Below are 19,997 nucleotides of genomic sequence, written 5' to 3'. Positions count from 1 at the left end.
ATTCACCCGCTTGGTCGCCCGCTGCACCCGCAACGCCAGCGTTGACCGAATACTATTGACCGCATGGAATTCGATATCCGGACTCTCTCTGTGCTCCAAGCCATGGCCTGGATGGTGTTTGCGCTGACCACCATGGTCATGGCGCGCGTACACCCCAAAGAGACTCACCTGCGCGACTGGACGCTGGGTGCCGTGCTGTGCCTGCTCGGCAGCGCGTTACACGCCTGGGGCACGCCGACGTCAGGCATCGCATCCCTCATCGCTGGCAATACGCTGCTGTGTGCAGGCGGCGGCGTGCTGTTCTTGGCCCTGCGCGGGCTGCTGGGCCAGCCGCAGCCGCGCTGGCTGCCATGGGCGGTCGCATGTATCAGCGTGCCGTCGCTGCTGTGGGCCACCTATGTGCAACCCAGCTTTTCGGCGCGCGTAGTGGTGATTGCCTTGTTATTGGCGATACCCCTGATCGCATCAGCGTGGGCCGTTTGGCGCAATGAACAAACGCGCAAACCAGGACGCCTGCAATGGGTCAACCGGCTGATGCTGCTGGTGTTTGGGGGCGGCGCGGGCGTTTTTATTTGGCGGTTGGTCTATGCCGCATACAACCCGACCGAACCGAAGTCGATCTTTGCATCAAGCCCTCTGTACGCCGCGCCCTATCTCTGGTGCATTCTGTACAACGTCTGGATCCCCATTGCCATCGCGCTCACCGTCAGCGAGCGGCTGCAACGGGATCTGGCGCAGGCGCGCGACCGTGCCGATGCCGACAACGAGGCCAAGAGCCGCTTCCTGGCCACCATGAGCCACGAGATTCGCACGCCCATGAACGGCATTCTGGGCATGGCGCAAATGCTGCAACAGCCCACCATGGACTCATCGGCGCGACAAGAAGCGGCGCTGGTCATCGTGCAGTCGGGTCAAACCCTGCTGACACTGCTCAACGACATCCTGGACATTTCCAAAGTCGAAGCCGGCAAGTTTGAGCTGGCACCCGTGTCTTTCGAGCCTCATCAGTTGATCCGCGAAATCGAGAGCCTGTTCGCCGAATGCGCGCGCAACCAAGGCCTGCGCCTGCTCTCAGGCTGGATCGGCCCACAAGACGCCCGTTACACCGCAGACGCCATGCGGCTGCGCCAGATGTTGTCGAACCTGGTCGGCAATGCGATCAAGTTCACGCCCCAAGGCGAGGTGCGCATTGAGGCGCGTGAGTTAGCGCAGACCGGAGTCGGTGCCGTGCTGGAATTTTCCGTCACCGACACCGGCATCGGCCTGTCACAAGAGCAGAGCGCGCGGCTTTTCATGCCGTTCTCGCAGGCTGACAACTCCATCACGCGCGAATACGGCGGCAGCGGCCTGGGCTTGTCCATCGTGCGCCGCCTGGCGCGCCTGATGGGCGGCGACGCCGGGGTGCAAAGCCAGCCGGCCCAGGGCGCACGTTTCTGGTTCCGTGTACAGGTGGGCTTTGCTGCGGCGCCCACAGCCGTGCTGGTGCCCGCAAGCCCACAGGGCATGTTGCCGCCGCCGACCACCCAAGGCGCGATGGTGCTGGTGGCGGAAGACAACGCCATCAACCGCGTCGTGATCACCGCCATGCTCGAGCGCATAGGCCTGACCGCCGTGGTCGCCGAAGACGGTCAACAGGCCGCGCAACAACTGGAGCGGCTGCAGTGCAACGGCACGCCGCCAGCACTGGTTTTCATGGATATGCAGATGCCCGTGCTTGACGGCCTGGCCGCCACGCAGCACATCCGTGCCAAGGAAAAAACACAAAACCATGCGCGCGTGCCCATCATCGCGCTGACCGCAAACGCCTACGCCGAAGACCGCGAGCGCTGCCAGAGCGCCGGAATGGATGACTTCCTCGCCAAGCCAGTGAACTTTGCGCAGCTGCAAGCCATGGTGGATCGATGGATACGGCCCCGTACCACCGGCTGATATTTCAATCTTTTTGATGCGTGGCGCCTATGCACACAGCGTTAGCAGCCACAAAACCCAAACCGCGTGTAGGGCGGCGCAAAAACACGCGCTCAGGTCAGCAGCGCCACCGCTGCAGAGAAGCTCAGGAACGCCAGCGCTGTGGACACCAGAATGATGCGCGCGATGCGTCCGTTGTGCGCGCCAAAGCGCTCTGCCAGCAACGACACATTGCTGGCACTGGGCAGCGCGGCCAGCAGCACCAGCACGGTGAAGGCAAACGGGTCCAGCGGCACCCCCAGCGCCATGGCCGCGCGGCCCACCCCCCACACCAGCAGCGGGTGCACCAGCAGCTTGGCCAGCGCCACGGGCACGTAGTCGCGCACCAGCACGCGCTCGTGCTGGTTCATCTGCGAGCGCGCCAGCACGGCACCAATGGTGAACAGAGCCACTGGCGAGGCAGCATCGGCCAGCATGGCCACGGTTTTATCGACCGGCCCGGGCAAGGTGAACTGAAGGGCGGACGCCAGCGCACCCAACGCAATCGACCAGGGCATGGGGTTGGTCGCCATGCCCCGGAAGGCATTGCGCAGTGCGACACCCACGCCGTGGGAGCCCGCACCATCGAGGCGCGAGAGCGCGATGCACAGCGAACTGGTGAACACCATGTCCACCACGATGGTGACGATGGCCGGACCCGCACTTTGCGCGCCCAGCAGAGCGACGAGCAGCGGCACCCCCATGAACCCCGTGTTCGGGAATGCCGCCACCAGGGCGCCGAAGGCGGCGTCGTTCCAGCCGATGCGCGGCCCGCGCGTAGCCAGCACCGTGCCCGCCACCATCACCGACGCGCACAGCAGATACACGCCGGCTACCGCCGGGTCCAGGAGCTGCCCAATGGGCGTGGTGGCACCAAACCGGTACAGCATGCACGGCAGCGCGAAATACAGCACGAAGGCATTGAGCCCCGGAATGGCCGGTTGCGGCAAAATGCCGCCGCGCGCGGCCAGATAGCCGCACAGCACCAGCGCAAAGAAGGGGAAGGTAATCAGCAGGACAGACAGCACGGGCGCTATTGTGGGGGCTGCAGCAGCGGCGCGCTTGCAAGAAACTGGCGGCCCCGCCATGACCCCTTGGCGCCATGCAAAATGCTGCGCCGGTATCATTGCCGCCCGACCCTCTCTGCCTGGACGCCCGCCTGCGCGGTTTCCGTTCGCTCCACCTCCCCCATGTCTTCTGGTCTCAACCTTGCCCAACTGCGCGCCGTGCATTACACCGAGGGCCCTTGCCTGGTGCTGGCCGGCGCGGGCTCGGGCAAGACGCGGGTGATCACGCACAAGATTGCACACATGATCGAGCGCGGCATGGAGCCCAAGGCCATCGCCGCGATCACCTTCACCAACAAGGCCGCCGCCGAGATGCGCGAGCGCGCCAAGAGCCTCATCGGGCGGCAGGCCAAAGACGTGCTGATCTGCACCTTCCACTCGCTGGGCGTGCGCCTGGTGCGCGAGGACGGCAAGCTCCTGGGCCTCAAACCCCAGTTCAGCATCATGGACAGCGACGACGTCACCAGCATCCTGAAAGATGCTGCCGGTGGCACCACCGATGCCGCCACCGCACGCCAATGGCAATGGACCATCAGCCTGTGGAAGAACATGGGCCTCACTGGCGCGCAGGCCCTGGCGCAGGCCAAGGACGACCATGAGCGCAGCATTGCCGTGCTGATGCAACGCTACGAAGAGCGTTTGACGGCCTACCAGAGCGTGGATTTTGATGACCTGATCGGCCTGCCGCTCAAACTCTTGCGCGACTTCCCCGCGGTGCGCGAGAAATGGCAGCGCCAGCTCGGCCATGTGCTGGTGGACGAATACCAAGACACCAACGCCACGCAGTACGAGTTGCTGAAACTCCTGGTGGGCGAACAAGGCCACTTCACTGCCGTGGGCGACGATGACCAAAGCATCTACGGCTGGCGCGGCGCGACGCTGGACAACCTGAAAAAATTGCCGCTCGACTATCCCCAACTGCAGATCGTGAAGCTGGAGCAGAACTACCGTTCGACTTCCGCCATCCTGCGCGCCGCCAACAACGTCATCGGCCCCAACCCCAAGCTTTTCCCCAAAACGCTGTTCAGTGAACTGGGCGAGGGCGAGCCGGTGCGCGTGGTCGATGCCGACAGCGAAGAGCACGAGGCCGACCGCGCCGTGGCCCGCATCCAGAGCCTGCGTGCCGCCGCCAACCCGCCGCCGGATTGGAAGAGCTTTGCCATCCTCTACCGCGCCAACCACCAGGCCAAACCGTTCGAGAAGGCCCTGCGTCGCGCCAACATTCCGTACAAGGTGTCGGGCGGCACCAGCTTTTTTGACCGCGCAGAAATCCGCGACCTGTGCGCCTGGTTTCGGCTGTGGATCAACCAGGACGACGACCCAGCCTTCCTGCGGGCGATTACCGCGCCGAAGCGCGGCATTGGCCACACCACGCTGGGGGCATTGGGCGCTTTCGCCACGCAGCACAAGCAAAGCCTGTTCGCTGCCCTGTTCTCGCCCATGCTCCCCGCCGCCCTGCCGCGCCGCGCGCTTGAGAGCCTGCACGAATTTGGCCGCTACGTGAACGACCTGGAATACCGGGCGCGGCACACCATGGGCGCGGAAAACGCCCGAACCTTTCTCTGCGACTGGCTGAAAGAGATCGATTACGAAAAACACCTCTACGACGGCGAAGACAGCGAAAAGGTCGCTGCCGCGCGCTGGACCAACGTGCTGGAGTTTTGCGACTGGATGGCGCAGCGCGCCGGGGGCCAGATCGACGACACGGCGGGCAGCGTGGTCGCCAGCGAGTCCAAAAGCCTGCTGGAAGTGGCGCAGACCATCGCACTGCTCTCTACCTTGTCGGACCGCGAGAAGGACCAGGACGTGGTCACGCTCTCGACCCTGCACGCCTCCAAGGGCCTGGAGTGGCCGCACGTCATCCTGGCCGGGGTCACGGAGGGCATGCTGCCTTTCAAGCTGGACGACGATGGGGGCAAGCAACTCAAGGTCAGCGACGAAACGCTGTCCCGCCTGCAGGAAGAGCGCCGATTGATGTACGTGGGCATCACCCGCGCCCAGCGCACGCTGGCCGTGAGCTGGACCAAGAAGCGCAAAAAGGGCCGCGAGATGGTGGCGGCGCAGCCCAGCCGCTTCATTGCGGAAATGGCGCTCGACAAGACCACTGCGCGCGAGGACCCGCGTGAAAAACTCAAGGCTTTGCGCGCCGAATTTGCGCGCAAAGCCCAGGCGCTCCAAACATAGAAGGCCACCCCATGTGGCTTGAATCGCAGGCGCAATTCGCTCTCTATTTTGTAGCTTGTAACGCTTACCTATAAAGCGTTAAAAGCCATTTTTATTGAAATTTTTTCTACCCGTGCGAAAGACTCTGCCCATGCCTTCTCTTGCTTACCCCTTGAAAGCCTCCCCCGTGGCACTGGCACTGGTCGCCCTGCTGGCCAACCCGGCCGCACAGGCACAGGTACCCAGCGCGGCATGGCAGCGCTGCGCCGCGACCAGCGACAGTGCTGCCCGCCTGGCCTGCTTTGACCAGTGGGCAGGCCAGCAGGCCTGGCAGGCACCTGCGGCATCGGCGGCCCAGGACGACCCGCCAGCAGCTCCCTCACTGGTAGACACCACCTTGCCGGCGACGCGCATCATCGAGGTGGCGCAGACTGCCGGTTGCCGCGACCCGCAGTACAGCACCCTCTCGCGCTTCTGGGAGCTGGAGTCGGGCAGCGACTGCGGCACCTTCAGTTTTCGCGGCTACCGGCCCATCACCGCCTCTGTGGTGGCGGCCAGCAATGTGAACCGCCAGCCCGGTTCGCCTTCGGCCGACCATACGGCGCAGGAGTCCACACCTTTCCGCCGCACCGAGGCGCGCCTGCAGCTCTCCGTGCGCACCAAAATCGCCCAGGGCCTGCTTACCCAGGGCCACCCCACGCGCAAGGATTCGCTGTGGTTTGGCTACACGCAGCAGTCGTACTGGCAGCTGTTCTCGCCCCAGATTTCGCGCCCGTTCCGCACCACCGACCACGAGCCTGAGGTGATGTACGTTTACCCCACAGACGCGCAGTTGCCCTGGGGCTGGCGCTGGCGCTTCAGCGGCATCGGCGTGGCACACCAGTCCAACGGGCAAAGCCTGCCCCTGTCGCGCAGCTGGAACCGCGCCTACCTGATGACCGGCATGGAACTGGACAACCGGTGGACGGTCAACGCCCGGCTGTGGAAGCGCATTGGCGAGAGCACGACCAGCGACGACAACCCGGGCATCAGCGACTTCGTCGGTCGCGGCGAACTGTCAGCGTTCTGGAACATGGACCAGGGCAATACCTTGGGCCTGACGGTACGCAGCGCGCTGAAAAGCAATTCGCGCGGCTCGGCACGAATTGAATGGATGCAGACCCTGGGCACCGCCCTCGGTGGGGGCAAAAGCAATCTGCGGCTGCACACCCAGCTGTTCTCGGGCTACGGCGACAGCATGATCGACTACAACCGCAAGCGCACCGTGTTCACGGTGGGATTGAGCCTGGTCGATTTCTGAGGCTCTGCCGGGACAACATCCCGTTACGCAATACCTGCGCTGTTTCTTGAATCGGTCTCAGGCAGCCGCCACAATGGCAGCCGCACCACTTGCGGCATCACCTGCATTGTGGCGCGCTCCTGAAAAGAGCCTGTTTCACACCGTTTTCCCCGCCATTGGCGATGCGGCACACGCTCGACAATGCAGCCAAGAGGAACAACACCATGGACATGCAATACCAGCTCAAGGCCGGCAGCTACTACCTGTATGACATGCGCGAAGCGCCCAGTGTCGTCACGGGGGAGCGGCGCTTCAAGCTCAAGACCGATACCGTGGCCATTGCCTTCGATGCGCACACCGGCGAGGTGCACCAGCATGGCAGCCCCACGCGCATCCAGTCGTGGGCCAACAACACGCGCCGCCGCCTGCGGGCTGCGGGCGCACAAGACGTCGCCAACGACATCGTCGTGGTCTCGGGCCCGCTGCCCGTGGATGAATTGAATAAATGCCTGTGGATTCGCGGCTATTGCGGCCGCATGTTCAAACGCCTGGCCACCTTGCCCCATGGCAAGCTGCAGCGCCCGGCAGAGCCCTGGCGCAAAGCCGCGTGAAGGACAACACCCCCCTATCTCGCTTCGCTCCTTCCCCCTTCTCTGGCATCGCTGCGCGATGCGGAAGGGGGACGCCCCCAGCGCGGCGGGACGGCCCTTGCGCGGGGGCCGCTGGTCTGGGCCGCGCCGGTTTCTTACGCCACTGATGAAGCGCAGCTCCATGGAAAGCTGAGACCACCTCCAAAGCCCCAGCCAGCCGCCGCAACGCGCGTCGGCTTTTTTTTCAGGCCAGCGGCTCTTCGGTGGCTTCGTCGTCCAATTCCATCACCTCGGCATGCTTGACGATGGTCACCGGCACGGGACTGGCATGCACCAACTCCTGCGACACCGAACCCAACAGCGCGCTGCTGATGGCACCCTGGCCACGCGCACCGATCACTACCAGGTCGCAACCTGTACTTTCGACGATGTCCACCAGCGTGTGCGCCGGGTCGCCCACCCCGATCTCGGTGGTGTAGGCCAGCCCGGCCGCATCGAGCAGCGCACGGGCCGAGGCCATGAGGTGCTCGCCTGCCTCCAGGCTGGCTGCAACGATCAGGTCGGGGTCGCGCGAGACCACCAGTTCGTACAGCGAGGCGGGCTCCTGCACGTTGGCCAGCACGCAATCGACGCGCAGGCCGTCCTGCACCAGTTGCAACACATGGTGCACGGCGTCCAGCGAGAGTTCCGATCCGTCGACGGCGATGAGGATTCTGGGCATGGCAATTCCTTTGTTGTGTGTTCTGTTCAGACCAGTGTAGCGGCCCAGCATGCCCGCGCCACACATGTGGGCGGCCTGGCGGCCATCTGGGACAATCGCGCCCATGCTGCAGTTTCAGATTCTCACCACCGACCCCTCCAGCCACGCCCGGCGCGCCACACTCACGCTCAACCATGGCGTGGTCCAGACACCCATCTTCATGCCCGTGGGCACTTACGGCACCGTCAAGGGCGTGATGCCGCAAAGCCTGCACGACATGGGCGCGCAAATCATCCTGGGCAACACCTTCCATTTGTGGATGCGCCCCGGCCAGGACGTGATGCAAAGCTTTGGCGGGCTGCACGCCTTTGAACAGTGGCACAAGCCCATCCTGACCGACTCGGGGGGATTCCAGGTCTGGAGCCTGGGCGACATGCGAAAAATCACTGAAGAAGGCGTGACCTTTGCCAGCCCCGTCAACGGCGACAAGCTGTTCATGTCGCCCGAGGTGAGCATGCAGATCCAGACCACGCTCAACTCCGACATCGTGATGCAGCTTGACGAGTGCACGCCGTACGAGACCAAGGGGCATCTGACCACCGAGGCCGAGGCGCGCAAGTCCATGGAGATGAGCCGCCGCTGGGCACTGCGCTCCAAGGTCGAGTTCGAGCGCCTGGGCAACCCGAACGCGCTGTTCGGCATTGTGCAAGGCGGCATGTTCGAGCACCTGCGCCAGGAGTCGCTTGAGGCGCTGGTGGAAATGGACTTCCCCGGCTACGCGATTGGTGGCGTGAGCGTGGGCGAGCCCAAGGAGCAGATGCTGCAGATCATGGCGCATACCCCCCACCGCCTGCCCGCCCACAAACCCCGCTACCTGATGGGCGTGGGCACGCCCGAAGACCTGGTGCAGGGCGTCGCCGATGGTGTGGACATGTTCGACTGCGTGATGCCGACCCGCAACGCACGCAACGGCACGCTGTTCACGCGCTTTGGCGATCTAAAAATCCGCAACGCGCGCCACAAGACCGACCACCAACCCCTGGACACCAGTTGCACCTGCCACGCCTGCGCAGGCGCATCGGGTGTGGCGTGGGACGCGGGCGGGCGCGGCGGCTTTAGTCGCGCCTACCTGCACCACCTTGACCGCTGCGGAGAAATGCTGGGCCCCATGCTCACCACCGTGCACAACCTGCACTACTACCTGAACCTCATGCGCGAAGTGCGAGAGGCGCTCGACGCCGGACGCTTCACCGAGTTCCGAGCGCAATTCAAGGCCGACCGGGCACGCGGCGTCTGACAGACAAGCCCACCGTGCAAACCCCCGTCCCGCGCCACGTGCTACCGGTATTGGTCACCGCACAGTTTGCGGGGACTTCGCTGTGGTTTGCCGTGAACGCCGTCATGCCCGACCTGCAGCGCGAACTGGGCTGGCCCGCTGCGGCGGTGGGCACGCTCACCTCGGGGCTGCAGTTCGGTTTCATCGTGGGCACGCTGGTCTTCGCACTGCTCGCCATTGCCGACCGGTTTTCGGCGCGCCGGGTGTTCCTGCTGTGTTCGCTGGCCGGTGCAGCCTGCACCGTGGGGGCCTGGGCCATGGTGCGCGACTATTCCGCCCTGCTGGTCTGGCGTTTTGCCACCGGTTTCTTCCTTGCCGGGATTTACCCGGTGGGCATGAAGATCGCCGCCCAGTGGTACACGCGCGGCCTGGGGGGTGCGCTGGGGCTGCTGATAGGCGCGCTGGTGCTGGGCTCGGCCAGCGCCCACGCACTGCGTGCGCTGGGCAACGCCCTGCCCTGGCCCACGCTGATGCTGGGCGTAGCAGGGCTGGCGGCAGCGGGCGGCCTGCTGCTGTTCCTGGGCACCACCGATGCACCCGGTGCGCAGGCGCGTGTGACCACGCTGCAGTGGCGCGCCCTGGCCACGGTGTGGACCGATGCGCGGGTGCGCAGCTCGGTGCTGGCGTACTTTGGCCACATGTGGGAGCTCTACACCATGTGGGTGATGGTGCCGCTGGTGCTGGCCACGCGGGTGCAAGGCCTGGCGCTGTCGTGGGCGGCTTTTGCCGTGCTGGGTGCGGGCGCCATCGGCTGTGCCTTCGGCGGATGGGTGGCGCAGCGTTGGGGCAGCGCGCGTGTGGCCGCCGTGCAGCTGGCCACCAGCGGTCTGTGCTGCCTGGCCACACCGTGGATGCTGGATGCCGGCGCGAGCCTGTTCTTTGGCTGGCTGCTGCTGTGGGGCGTCACGGTGGCCGGGGACTCTCCCCAGCTCTCCACCCTGACGGCGCGCAACGCTCCCGCACAGGCCGTGGGCAGTGTGCTGACGCTCACCAACAGCATCGGATTTGCCATTTCGATTGCCAGCATTCTGCTGTTCGTGTCACTGGCGGAGATCGTGGCACTGGGCGCGCTGCTGCCGTGGCTGGCGCTGGGCCCGGCACTGGGCCTGCTGGCGCTGCGCCCATTGCTGCGTGATGAAGCGACCCAGCCCAAGCAGGTCATTTCCCCCTAGCCCTGCGCAGCAGTCCATGGGGCAGAATCAGGCGTCATGGATTCCTCCTCCGAACTTCAGCAAACGCTGGAACTGGCCTTCCACCTGGCGCCGGTGGGCCTGTGCGTTTCACGCCACCGGACCATCGAAATCTGCAACGAGGCGCTGGCGCAGATCTTCGGGTATGCCCAGACCGATCTCATGGGCCATTCCCTCGCCCAGCTATACCCTTCTCTCGACGAGTTCACCCACATTGGCAAGCTCGGCCTGCCCGAGATGCAGGCCACCGGCAACTACAGCGACGAACGCATCATGTGCCGGTCCGATGGCACCCTTTTCTGGTGCCATGTGGCAGGCCGTGCGCTCGACCGGGCCGACCCTTTTGCCCATGCCGTGTGGATGTTCGAGGACATTTCGCTGCGCCGCCCGGTCGGCGCGGCGCTGACGATGCGCGAACGCGAGATCGCGCAGCATATCGTGACCGGCGCGACCAGCAAGCAGATCGCCCGCCTGCTCGAGATCAGCCACCGCACCGTCGAGGCCCACCGGGCGCGCCTGATGCGCAAGCTGGACGCCACCACCACGGGCGAGCTGGTTGCCCGGCTGCTGGGCCACCCCGGTTGACGGCGCCCGGCCGCAGGGGCTGCGTTTACTTCATCAAACGCCCGCTGCGTCCGATCACCGTCACCTCCACATAACGCGAACCCACGCGGTTGTCGGGCGAATAATTCACCGAGACCCCGCCCAGGTCGTAGTGGCCCAGGCTCTCCAGTGCTTTGATGACCTTGGCCCGCGTCGGCGCGGGTCCCGCACGACGCAGCCCCTCGACGAGCACCTTGGCACCAAGGAATTCTTCGAAACTGGTGTAGTTGATGTGTTCATCGGGCGCATATTTTTTCAGCAGGGTCTGGTACTCACGCACCACGGGCAAGTTGGGCTGGTACGGGAAAGGCACCACCTGGCTGATGCCCAGGCCATGCGCGTTCTTCAACTCGGCCAGCTTGACGATCTCGGCCGCGTCTACCACGGAGATGTTGTACAGCTGGGCGCCGCCGCCCATCTCGCGGTAACGCTTGACGAAGGCCGACGTGGGCTTGTTCACCGCAATCATGATGATCGCCTGCGCATCGGACTTCATGATCTGCTGCACGGCCGCATCGACGTTATCGGTATTCCGGTCGTAGGGCGCGGCGGCCGACAGCTCCAGCTGGCGCCGGGCCAGCGCCTTCTGCACACCTTCCAGGCCCGCTTTGCCAAAACCATCGTCCTGGTACATGACCGCAATGCGCTTCATGCCCAACGTGGTCACCTGCTGCACCATGTGCTCGGTCTCGTCGGCATAACCGGCGCGCACATGGAATATCCAGGGGTTGAAGGGGTTGCGCAGCGGCTCACCGCCGGTATAGGGCGCCACCAGCGCGGCGCCGCCCTTTTCCAGCACGCCATCGCTCAGCAGCTTGCCAATGTTTGAAGTGCCCGCAAAGCCAAACAGCGCGACCACTTCGGGGTCGGCCAACAGCTCGCTTGTCAAACGCACGGTGTCGTCCACCTTGTAGCCGTCGTCCAGCACTTTCACCGCGATCTTCTGGCCATGCACGCCACCCTGGGCGTTGATATGCCGGAAATAGATGCTGCCGCCCAGCACCATCTGTTTACCCGTACTGGCCAGCACGCCTGACAGGGGGGCCACCTGACCAATGACGACATCGGCCCGGGCGGCCGACCACGGCAGAACGAAGGCCAGCATGCTGGCAGCGCCCCACAGGCCGATGCGCTGGGCCGCCCGTCCCACAAGCCCGGGATCAGCCGCACTTTGTGCCGCACCTTGCCACTCGGCTGATGCGTGGACTGGATTCGGGGGTCGCACAGCGGGCGGATTCGTCGGATGCAGTGCACCGGGCGTAGTCTGTCGGCTCATGGGGTCTCCTTGTCGTAAGGAGCGTGAGCCTAGAGCCCGCACCGGCGTTACGCCAGTCGTACGTTTACTTACAGGGGCTTGTGTTGACGTAGTTCTACGTAGGAGCTGGCAACGGGCGCATGCAGAGCCCACCCGACGTCAATGCACCTCGCTCGCGCCGGGTCTGCCGCTGGCCACCGTTCCACACGCATGGCAGAACTTGGCAAAGGCGCTCTTGCGCGTGCTGCACTGGCCGCAGTGGTCAAACAGGCCAATGCCGCAATGCGGGCAAAAATCGGTCTTGCCGTCTTTCAGGTCTACCGGCCGCTCGCAGCCGGGGCACACATTTTTGGCCAGGCGCGCCAGCGCCACGTCGTAGCTCAGTTCCTTGCGGCGTTCCTGGTCGGGCAGGGCTTCGGCCAGTTTCTGCCGCTCCAGGTAGCGGTTGAGCGCAAGGATGGCGTAGCGCCCGACCAGCGCCGTGATACCAATACCCACCACGTAGCGCACATAGCCGCCATAGCTGGGCAGGTAGGGCACCAGTTCGACGAAGAACGCAAACAGCGCGAAGAAGATGAAGCCCCACACAAAAGGCCAATAGGTGCCCTTGCGCTTTTTGACGAACAGCCAGGCGGCAATGGCCAGCAGCGGCAGCGTAAGCGCCAGGCGGTACAGGAACACGCGCAGCTCAACCTTGCGGCGCTCGGCGTGCAGTTTGTCGTAGGCCCCGGACTCCATCTGGCCCAGGCGCTGCTGCGCCGCTGCTGCGGTCTGGCGCGCATCCAGTGCCGCCTGCTGCTGCTGCTCCACCATCTTCTGGGTGCTGCGCTCGGCCTGTTTGAGTGCATCGAGGACCCGGGTGCGCGCCAGCACCTCGGGGTCGTGCTCGGCCCGTTGCGTTACGCTGCGGGCCGCCAGCCAGTTGTTGAACGTTTCCCGCTCGGCAGAGCTTTCGCTGCGCGCCTTGTTGCGCTGCAATTGCGCCTGCTCCAGCGCGGTCTGGGCGTCCTGCTCGGCCTGGCGCGCCTCTTTCACCTGCGTGCGCAATGCCTGTGCCGCAGGCCGATCCAGAAAGTCGTCCAGCGCCAGCGGTGTTTCGACCTTGGGCAGATCACCCACGACGGTGCCGCCCAGGCCAATGAGGAAGCTGGCAAACACCAGCGCTACCAGCCACAGGCCGCGGCGAAACCATTTTTCGGACAGTCGCAAGGATTTGCTCATGTTGTTCTCTGGAAATTATCAACTATTGAATTGATAGCTTAAGGCGCTTTGTTGTTAAGCGCTAGAGGCTATTTTTATCGAGATTCCAGACGCAGCACGACAGGTGCCGATGCCAGCTGCGCACGCTGCAGCCAGGCCAGCACCGAATCCACAGTGACCGTTTCGATGCGGTCGGCAAAGCGCTTGTCACTCGGATGGTCGTCAAAGGCGATGTTGGCCGAGCCCACGCGGCCGCCCAGCCGCGTGAGGGCACCAATCTTGAGCACGCTGGGTTCATAGCCTTTGAACTGCAGCCAGGCCTGCGCCTGATCGCGCGTGCGCACGCTGGAAGGCTCCATGGCCAGGGCCAGGGTTTCCAGCGCCCACTGGTTTGATTGCTGGTATGTGCGCCCCCACACATAGCTCACCATGCTATAGGGCGGATGCTGCAGGGCGCGAGCGCGCAGCCGGTCTTGCAGCACAGGCAGCAGGCGCTGCTGCACCTCGGGGGTGGGTACAGCCCATACGGCCTCGTAACGCCAAAGGTCGTCCAGGAAGAACTCGCCCAGCCCCTGGCGGTACAAATGCCCCACGGCGGTGCCGCACTCGTTGAGCTTGTGTACCACGCGCCAAGGGCCTTCAGCGGTGCGGTAGGCCCAGCCCAGGTGCGAGTAGCGCAGACCGTATTTGCCCAGGTCTTGTCCGGCGCGGCCCAGCACCGCCACCTGGGCGCCGCTGCGGGCATGTTCGGCATCCAGAGCGGTGGCGGTCTGCTGCGCCAGTTGCATGCCGCGCTCGATGAGCTGCAGCGTGGGTTTGTGCGCCTCACACGAGCGGCCGGCATGGGCCGGTGCAGCGGCCAGCACCACGGCGGCTGCGATAAAGAAAACCGCCAGGGCGGTGCGCCGCCACGTGTTTGGATAAAGCATGGTGCGGCTCCTTAAAGATGTTCGTTGTGCAGCAGGGCCTGGCCCAGGGCATTGGGAATAAAGGCCAGCACCTCGCCCGCGACCGACAGCACGACACCCGTGCCGATCACGCTGCAAGCCACCACCGTGCCAACGCCATGGGCCGATGCGGCCACACCACGCCCCACGACTTCGACACTGACCTGTGCACCATCCGAAGCCCGTTCGAGCAGGTACACCGTGCCTGTCGCGGAGGCTTCGACCGTTTTCACGGTAAGCACTGCACCCGCTACCGACAGGGCGATCGGCAGCGCCAGCACCGCGCCAACCGAGGCCGAGCCCACCACCGACGCCACGGGCAACAGGGAGAGCGCAGCCGAGGCCTCGCTCTGGGCCTGTGCGGGCATTGCCACCAGGACACAGGCCAGGCCCGCCGCGGCCAGCAGGCAGGCCCGCTTTTTGTAAATGTTTGTCGTCATGGAAGTTTCGTTGGATGAAGGGTTGTAGGGGTCATTCAGTGGCGTGGGCCGTGCTGGCTTCGCGGCGGCCTTGCCAGCGGGCTTCCAGCAGGTCGGCCTCGTGGCGGTCACGCAGCATCTTGGCCAGCGTGAAGGCGGTGGTGATGAGGTAGAGCCAACCCACGCCGAGGAAGGCCTTGTAGGTCACGTTGATGTCCATGCCCAGCAGGCCCCAGCCCGTCAGGCCCATGGCGACGGCAAAGCCACCCCAGACGACCAGCTTCCACATCGGCACATCTTTCGCACCCTGGCGGCTGCCCTCGTTGTCACGCACAAACTTGGCCAGCACCAACGCGGTAGACAGGCAGAACACATAGCCCATCACCATGAACACCTGCTCCAGCGGCTCGCCGGGCAGCCAGGCCAAACCGACGACGCACAGAAACACGGCGATACCGAAGGAGACCCACACCTGGAGCTGCCAGGCACGGCTGTCACGCGGGACGATGCGGGAAGATGAAGACATTGCGGTAGAGGCCCGGAGGCCATGGTTGAACATGGAACGCATGGTGCTGCCCGTCGGCCCTGCTGTCTGCTTTGGCATGCCAAAGCAGCGCATACAAAGCATTGGGGTATCGTTTTTTGATACTTTTTGTCCGCCATTGCCGAAAAACCCCAGGCCTCCGCCGGTCGGCACCTGCGCGACACCCATGCCTTGGGCCGGTCTTCGACAATGCCCTCTCATGCCGCGCCAGACACCCTGGAATCACCGCCCAAGAAAGAGACACACCATGACAAAACCCTTTGACCTCGTCGTCCACGGCGCCACCGGCTTCACAGGCCGATTGGTGGTCGAATACCTGCTGCAGCGCTACCCCGCAGGCAGCGGCCTGCGCTGGGCCATGGGCGGGCGCAACGCCGAGAAGCTGGCCGCCGTGCGCGATGAAATCGGTGCCCCCGCCGACACACCACTCGTCGTCACCGACACCAGCAACCCCGCCAGCCTGCAAACCCTGATGGACCAGACCCGCCTGGTGCTGACCACCGTGGGCCCTTACCAGCTCTACGGCAACGAACTCGTGGCCGCCTGCGCGGCTTCCGGCGTGGACTACGTGGACCTGTGCGGCGAGCCCGCCTGGATGCGCCACATGATCGACGCGCACGAGGCCACGGCCAAAGCCAGCGGCGCGCGCATCGTGTTCTCGTGCGGCTTCGACTCGATCCCGTTCGACCTGGGTGTTTTCCTGCTGCAAAACGAGATGAAGGCGCGCTTTGGCCACCCCGCCAGCCGCGTGCGCGGCCGGGTGCGCAAAATGAAAGGCACTTTCTCAGGCGGTACCGCGGCGAGCCTCAAGGCCACGCTGGCCGCCGCCGCCAGCGAGCCCGGCGTACTCGATCTGCTGCGCGACCCTTTCGCGCTCACGCCCGGCTTCACCGGCCCGCGCCAACCCTCGGGCAGCAAGCCCATGGTGGACGAAGCGCTGGGCGAGGGCGTGTGGGTGGCGCCGTTCGTCATGGCGGCCATCAATACGCGCAACGTGCACCGCTCCAACTTCCTGCTGGGCCATGCCTACGGGTCCGATTTCATCTATGACGAGATGCTGGTCACCGGCCCCGGCGCCAAGGGCGAGGCCATTGCCAACGCCGTGGCCTCCGACAAATCGCTCGGCTCGGACGCCGGACCCAAGCCGGGCGAAGGCCCTTCGCGCGAAGAGCGCGAGGCCGGGCACTACGACGTGCTGTTCCTCGGAGAGGATGCCCAGGGCCACCGCCTGAGCGTGTCCGTGACCGGTGACCGCGACCCCGGCTACGGCTCCACCTCGAAAATGATCGCCGAGGCCGCCGTGTGCCTGCTGGAGAACCGCAGCACGCCCGGCGGCATCTGGACCACGGCCCCGGCATTGGGCCAGGCGCTGATCGACCGGCTGCAGGTCCATGCCGGGCTGCGCTTCGCCGTCGAAACGCTCTGAAGCTCAGGCCCGCACCAGGCCCCACCACTGCCACAGCGCGAAGCCGGCCAGCAGCAGGGCGGAGCCGCGCTGGATGCGCAGGCGCCAGGCATCATCGATGCGTGAGCGCCAGCGCGCCACCAGGGCTGCCAGCAACAGCCACCACAGCGCCGAACCCAGCCACACGCCTGTCACCATGGGCAGGACGGCCACCGTCCTCGCGCCGCCCGCCATCGCACCGAAGATGGCGATGAACGAGAGGATGGTGACCGGGTTCGACAGCGTCAGCACCAGCGTGCCCCCGAAATAGCCGAGCAAATCCCCGGACGCGGGCGTGACCGCCACCTGCCGTGCCAGCGGCTGGCGCGCCACGCGCCAGGCCATCCACAGCAGCACCAGACCACCCAGCAGCGCCAGCGGCACGCGTGCGCCCACGAGCGCATCGATCAGCAAGCGCGTCCCCAGCGCGCCCAGCGCCCCGTACAGCGCATCGGCCGTGGCTGCGCCCAGGCCCGTGGCCAGCCCGGCGCGCACGCCACGTTCCAGCGTGCGCTGGATGGTCAGCAGGCCGATCGGCCCCACCGGCGCGGCAATGGAGAAGCCTACCCACAGGGCTTCGGCGAAGAGCGGGATGGCAGAAGAGGTCATACCGCCATGGTAGAAAGAATGCAGCCAAGACAACAGGCAAAAAATTCCGCCCAAAAACCTTGCTGCCTAAATTTTTCAGGAAAAGCACCGCCATGGCAAAAGATTCAGCCCTCCCACTCGACGACAAGGCCTGGCTGCTGCTGCAGGCGCTGCAGGCCGATGCCCGCGCTCCGCTGAAGGCCCTGGCCGATGCCGCGGGCCTGTCCCTGCCCGCCACGGCCGAACGCATCAAGCGGCTGCAGGAAGCCGGCGTGCTCCGTGGCTACCAGGCCCAGGTGGATCCTGCCGCCGTGGGCTATGGGGTGCGGGCCATCGTCGGCATCCATGTCCCCCAGCCGGGCAAGCGGGCGCTGCTGGACAAGCTGGCGAGCCTGCCCGAGGTGCTGGAGTGCCACCATGTGGCGGGCGAAGATTCTTATGTGATGCAGGTAGTGGCCACCACGCTGCAGGACCTGGAACGCTTCCTCGCCGGTATCAACGGCTACGGCGAGACGCGCACCTCGATCGTGTTTTCCACCCCCATCGAACGGCGCGGGCTGGCGCGGCCCGCGCGCTGACGCCAGGGCCTGTCACGCCTCCAGCAGCCGCGCCACGCGGGTCTGTAGCAGTTCGGGCTGCGCCTCGGCCGGAGCCATGGGCGCGCCCACGTTCAGACCCACGCGGCTGAACATGCCGCGGCGGAAGGGCCGCACCATGGCGCTCCCGCGCTCGACGCGGCTGAAGTACGAACCCCACAGATTGGTCAGCGCCATGGGGATCACGGGCACATCCAGCCCGTCGGCACGCGCGCGGTCCAGGATCTTGACGATGCCGCCCTTGAACGGCTGCAACTGCCCGTCGCGCGTGATGCCACCCTCGGGGAAGATCGCCAGCAAATCCCCTTCGCGCAACACCTGCGCGGCCCGCTCAAACGCAGCTTCGTAAGTGGCCGGGTCTTCCTTGTAGGACGCGATCGGAATGGCCTTGGCCAGCCGGAAAAGCGCGCCCAGCACCGGCACGCGGAAGATGCGGTGGTCCATCACGAAGTAGATGGGCCGGGGGCTGGCCGCCATGAGCAGCACGGCATCGACAAAACTCACATGGTTGCAGGCCAGAATGGCCGCGCCTTGCACCGGCAGGTTTTCGTCACCCTGCACCCTGAACCGGTACACCAGGCGCGAGAGCACCCAGGCCACGAAACGCAGCAGGTATTCGGGCACCAGCAAGAAGATGTAGGCCGCCACCACGGCATTGGCCAAGCCGGTGAACAGGAAAATTTGCGGCACCGTAAAGCCCGCGCCCAGCAAGGCCCCGACGATGAGCGAACTGGCGATCATGAACAGCGCGTTCAGGATGTTGTTGGCCGCAATGATGCGCGCGCGGTGCGTGGGCTGGGCGCGCATCTGGATGAGCGCGTACATGGGCACGCTGTACAGGCCGGCAAACAGGCTCAGTAGCGCCAGGTCGAGCATGATGCGCCAGTGCGCACCCTGGTCCATAAAGGCCGCCAGGCCCATGATCTCGGCCGGGGGCAGGCCCCGGGCAGCGAAATACAGATCGATGGAAAAAGCGCTCATGCCCATCGCCCCCAGCGGCACCAGGCCAATCTCCACATGGCGGCGCGAGAGCACCTCGCACAACAGCGAGCCGATGCCGATGCCGATCGAAAACACCACCAGCAGGAGTGAAGCGACCTGCTCATTGCCGTGCAGCACCTCTTTGGCCAGGCTGGGAAATTGCGATAGAAACACCGCGCCAAAAAACCACATCCAGCTGATGCCCAGCAGCGAGCGAAACACCACGGTGTTTTCGCGTGCCAGCTGGAGGTTGCGCCAGGTCTCCGTGACCGGGTTCCAGTTGATCTTCAGGTGCGGGTCTGTCGCTGGCAGCGAGGGAATGAACTCGGCCACCACACGCCCCACGAGGGCCATGCCGACACAGGCCAGGCCCACATGGTGGGCCCCAATGTCAGGTACGGCGATGATGAGGCCGCCTGCCACATTGCCCAACAAAATGGCCACGAACGTGCCCATCTCCACCATGCCGTTGCCGCCTGTCAACTCGCGCTCGGTCAGCACCTGGGGCATGTAGGCGAACTTGACAGGGCCAAACAGCGTGGAGTGCAGCCCCATCAGAAAGGTGCAGCCCAGCAGGATGGGTACGTTGGCCGAGAAAAACCCCCACGCGGCCAGCGCCATGATGCCGATCTCCAGCCGCTTGACGAAGCGGATCAGCCGCTTCTTGTCGTATTTGTCGGCCAGCTGACCGCTGGTGGCTGAGAACAGCAGAAACGGCAGGATGAACAGTGCGCCAATCACCAGTCCGGCCATGGCCGGCTGCATCCACGACACGCTGATCTGGTAGGTCACCATCACCGTGAAGGCAAACTTGAACAGGTTGTCATTGGCCGCACCAGAGAACTGCGTCCAGAAGAACGGCGCAAAACGGCGCTGGCGCAGCAGGGCGAACTGGTTGGGGTCCTCGTGCGCCTGCGCAGCACTGGCGGAGGGGTTTTCGATCTTCATGCGTTTCTCCTCGTTCTCGACAGGTTTGTTGTGTTTTTTTGGTATTGCCCGCACCTCAAGCGCACAGCCAGCGTAGGCCGCCGACGATGTGGGCGCGATTCTGCCCGGACACAGGGGCGCGCAGCATGACTGGAACCCTCCTGTTGCGCAATGTCACAAGTGCAGACAACACCGGCCCGAGGCATGCCAGCGCCAGCAGC

The 19,997-nt window shown here is 65.1% G+C and carries 18 protein-coding genes; 9 read left to right on the top strand and 9 right to left on the bottom strand.

Annotated elements, in window-relative coordinates:
* The first annotated feature begins 63 nt into the window (after positions 1-63).
* Complete coding sequence (locus ACYVOC_RS18465; RefSeq protein WP_461162727.1) at positions 64-1,929, top strand: ATP-binding protein; 1,866 nt, start codon at positions 64-66, stop codon at positions 1,927-1,929.
* 92 nt (positions 1,930-2,021) lie between these two features.
* Here ACYVOC_RS18465 and ACYVOC_RS18460 read toward each other — a convergent pair whose 3' ends face one another.
* On the bottom strand, positions 2,022-2,975 hold the full coding sequence (locus ACYVOC_RS18460; protein WP_116006147.1) for an AEC family transporter: 954 nt from the start codon (positions 2,973-2,975) through the stop codon (positions 2,022-2,024).
* A gap of 162 nt (positions 2,976-3,137) precedes the next feature.
* Here ACYVOC_RS18460 and ACYVOC_RS18455 point away from each other — a divergent pair, with 162 nt between their 5' ends.
* From ACYVOC_RS18455 to ACYVOC_RS18445, 3 genes are all read left to right on the top strand, one after another.
* On the top strand, positions 3,138-5,198 hold the full coding sequence (locus tag ACYVOC_RS18455) for an ATP-dependent helicase (protein WP_461162726.1): 2,061 nt from the start codon (positions 3,138-3,140) through the stop codon (positions 5,196-5,198).
* A gap of 130 nt (positions 5,199-5,328) precedes the next feature.
* A complete protein-coding gene (locus tag ACYVOC_RS18450) occupies positions 5,329-6,477 on the top strand; it encodes a phospholipase A (RefSeq protein WP_116004949.1) in 1,149 nt (382 codons plus the stop codon).
* Between the two features lie 203 nt (positions 6,478-6,680).
* Positions 6,681-7,067 carry a hypothetical protein gene (locus tag ACYVOC_RS18445; protein ID WP_116006148.1) on the top strand — a complete coding sequence of 129 codons (387 nt, stop codon included), beginning with the start codon at positions 6,681-6,683 and terminating at the stop codon, positions 7,065-7,067.
* A gap of 223 nt (positions 7,068-7,290) precedes the next feature.
* Here ACYVOC_RS18445 and ACYVOC_RS18440 read toward each other — a convergent pair whose 3' ends face one another.
* Positions 7,291-7,767, bottom strand: a complete 477-nt coding sequence (locus ACYVOC_RS18440) for a universal stress protein (protein WP_116006149.1) — start codon at positions 7,765-7,767, stop codon at positions 7,291-7,293.
* Positions 7,768-7,870: 103 nt separating this feature from the next.
* Between ACYVOC_RS18440 and tgt the strand changes: the two genes are divergently transcribed.
* Genes tgt through ACYVOC_RS18425 form a run of 3 tightly spaced genes read left to right on the top strand, consistent with a single transcriptional unit; the run spans position 7,871 to position 10,857 of the window.
* A complete protein-coding gene (gene tgt / locus ACYVOC_RS18435; RefSeq protein WP_461162725.1) occupies positions 7,871-9,043 on the top strand; it encodes a tRNA guanosine(34) transglycosylase Tgt in 1,173 nt (390 codons plus the stop codon).
* A gap of 14 nt (positions 9,044-9,057) precedes the next feature.
* A complete protein-coding gene (locus ACYVOC_RS18430) occupies positions 9,058-10,254 on the top strand; it encodes an MFS transporter (protein ID WP_461162724.1) in 1,197 nt (398 codons plus the stop codon).
* Between the two features lie 36 nt (positions 10,255-10,290).
* Positions 10,291-10,857 (top strand): PAS and helix-turn-helix domain-containing protein, encoded by a 567-nt coding sequence (locus ACYVOC_RS18425; protein WP_116004954.1) that lies wholly within the window; start codon positions 10,291-10,293, stop codon positions 10,855-10,857.
* A gap of 25 nt (positions 10,858-10,882) precedes the next feature.
* On the opposite strand, the gene ACYVOC_RS18420 is transcribed toward ACYVOC_RS18425, so the two are convergent.
* The 5 genes from ACYVOC_RS18420 to ACYVOC_RS18400 form a co-directional block, all read right to left on the bottom strand.
* On the bottom strand, positions 10,883-11,980 hold the full coding sequence (locus tag ACYVOC_RS18420) for an ABC transporter substrate-binding protein (protein ID WP_461162782.1): 1,098 nt from the start codon (positions 11,978-11,980) through the stop codon (positions 10,883-10,885).
* A 309-nt stretch (positions 11,981-12,289) separates the two neighbouring features.
* Complete coding sequence (locus ACYVOC_RS18415; RefSeq protein WP_461162723.1) at positions 12,290-13,351, bottom strand: serine endopeptidase; 1,062 nt, start codon at positions 13,349-13,351, stop codon at positions 12,290-12,292.
* A 74-nt stretch (positions 13,352-13,425) separates the two neighbouring features.
* On the bottom strand, positions 13,426-14,259 hold the full coding sequence (locus tag ACYVOC_RS18410) for a DUF2145 domain-containing protein (RefSeq protein WP_461162722.1): 834 nt from the start codon (positions 14,257-14,259) through the stop codon (positions 13,426-13,428).
* A gap of 11 nt (positions 14,260-14,270) precedes the next feature.
* Positions 14,271-14,717 carry a hypothetical protein gene (locus ACYVOC_RS18405; protein ID WP_461162721.1) on the bottom strand — a complete coding sequence of 149 codons (447 nt, stop codon included), beginning with the start codon at positions 14,715-14,717 and terminating at the stop codon, positions 14,271-14,273.
* A gap of 31 nt (positions 14,718-14,748) precedes the next feature.
* Entirely contained in the window at positions 14,749-15,222 is a 474-nt protein-coding gene (locus ACYVOC_RS18400) for a YiaA/YiaB family inner membrane protein (RefSeq protein ID WP_116006151.1), read from the bottom strand.
* 265 nt (positions 15,223-15,487) lie between these two features.
* Between ACYVOC_RS18400 and ACYVOC_RS18395 the strand changes: the two genes are divergently transcribed.
* Positions 15,488-16,666, top strand: coding sequence for a saccharopine dehydrogenase family protein (locus ACYVOC_RS18395; RefSeq protein ID WP_461162720.1), 1,179 nt, complete (start codon positions 15,488-15,490; stop codon positions 16,664-16,666).
* A 3-nt stretch (positions 16,667-16,669) separates the two neighbouring features.
* On the opposite strand, the gene ACYVOC_RS18390 is transcribed toward ACYVOC_RS18395, so the two are convergent.
* The gene (locus tag ACYVOC_RS18390) at positions 16,670-17,293 is read right to left on the bottom strand and encodes a LysE family translocator (RefSeq protein WP_116006152.1); all 624 of its coding nucleotides are present in this window, start codon (positions 17,291-17,293) and stop codon (positions 16,670-16,672) included.
* Positions 17,294-17,385: 92 nt separating this feature from the next.
* Between ACYVOC_RS18390 and ACYVOC_RS18385 the strand changes: the two genes are divergently transcribed.
* Positions 17,386-17,850: an Lrp/AsnC family transcriptional regulator gene (locus tag ACYVOC_RS18385; protein ID WP_461162719.1), complete on the top strand. Its 465-nt coding sequence runs from the start codon at positions 17,386-17,388 to the stop codon at positions 17,848-17,850.
* Between the two features lie 12 nt (positions 17,851-17,862).
* Here ACYVOC_RS18385 and ACYVOC_RS18380 read toward each other — a convergent pair whose 3' ends face one another.
* Positions 17,863-19,797 carry an MFS transporter gene (locus ACYVOC_RS18380; RefSeq protein WP_461162718.1) on the bottom strand — a complete coding sequence of 645 codons (1,935 nt, stop codon included), beginning with the start codon at positions 19,795-19,797 and terminating at the stop codon, positions 17,863-17,865.
* Positions 19,798-19,997 lie beyond the last annotated feature (200 nt).

It is taken from the genome of Simplicispira piscis, from assembly GCF_054783455.1.
Note: the sequence above shows the minus strand (reverse complement) of the source record. Positions and strands in the feature narration are given on the sequence as shown.

What these genes read in the sequence shown, in the direction of transcription:
- ACYVOC_RS18400 (WP_116006151.1), bottom strand. Translation starts at nt 15,222, where the DNA reads ATGTCTTCATCTTCCCGCATCGTCCCGCGTGACAGCCGTGCCTGGCAG.
- ACYVOC_RS18380 (WP_461162718.1), bottom strand. Translation starts at nt 19,797, where the DNA reads ATGAAGATCGAAAACCCCTCCGCCAGTGCTGCGCAGGCGCACGAGGAC.
- ACYVOC_RS18410 (WP_461162722.1), bottom strand. Translation starts at nt 14,259, where the DNA reads ATGCTTTATCCAAACACGTGGCGGCGCACCGCCCTGGCGGTTTTCTTT.
- ACYVOC_RS18445 (WP_116006148.1), top strand. Translation starts at nt 6,681, where the DNA reads ATGGACATGCAATACCAGCTCAAGGCCGGCAGCTACTACCTGTATGAC.
- ACYVOC_RS18395 (WP_461162720.1), top strand. Translation starts at nt 15,488, where the DNA reads ATGACAAAACCCTTTGACCTCGTCGTCCACGGCGCCACCGGCTTCACA.
- ACYVOC_RS18385 (WP_461162719.1), top strand. Translation starts at nt 17,386, where the DNA reads ATGGCAAAAGATTCAGCCCTCCCACTCGACGACAAGGCCTGGCTGCTG.
- ACYVOC_RS18390 (WP_116006152.1), bottom strand. Translation starts at nt 17,293, where the DNA reads ATGACCTCTTCTGCCATCCCGCTCTTCGCCGAAGCCCTGTGGGTAGGC.
- ACYVOC_RS18450 (WP_116004949.1), top strand. Translation starts at nt 5,329, where the DNA reads ATGCCTTCTCTTGCTTACCCCTTGAAAGCCTCCCCCGTGGCACTGGCA.
- ACYVOC_RS18420 (WP_461162782.1), bottom strand. Translation starts at nt 11,980, where the DNA reads ATGCTGGCCTTCGTTCTGCCGTGGTCGGCCGCCCGGGCCGATGTCGTC.
- ACYVOC_RS18405 (WP_461162721.1), bottom strand. Translation starts at nt 14,717, where the DNA reads ATGACGACAAACATTTACAAAAAGCGGGCCTGCCTGCTGGCCGCGGCG.
- ACYVOC_RS18440 (WP_116006149.1), bottom strand. Translation starts at nt 7,767, where the DNA reads ATGCCCAGAATCCTCATCGCCGTCGACGGATCGGAACTCTCGCTGGAC.
- ACYVOC_RS18465 (WP_461162727.1), top strand. Translation starts at nt 64, where the DNA reads ATGGAATTCGATATCCGGACTCTCTCTGTGCTCCAAGCCATGGCCTGG.
- ACYVOC_RS18455 (WP_461162726.1), top strand. Translation starts at nt 3,138, where the DNA reads ATGTCTTCTGGTCTCAACCTTGCCCAACTGCGCGCCGTGCATTACACC.
- ACYVOC_RS18415 (WP_461162723.1), bottom strand. Translation starts at nt 13,351, where the DNA reads ATGAGCAAATCCTTGCGACTGTCCGAAAAATGGTTTCGCCGCGGCCTG.
- ACYVOC_RS18425 (WP_116004954.1), top strand. Translation starts at nt 10,291, where the DNA reads ATGGATTCCTCCTCCGAACTTCAGCAAACGCTGGAACTGGCCTTCCAC.
- tgt (WP_461162725.1), top strand. Translation starts at nt 7,871, where the DNA reads ATGCTGCAGTTTCAGATTCTCACCACCGACCCCTCCAGCCACGCCCGG.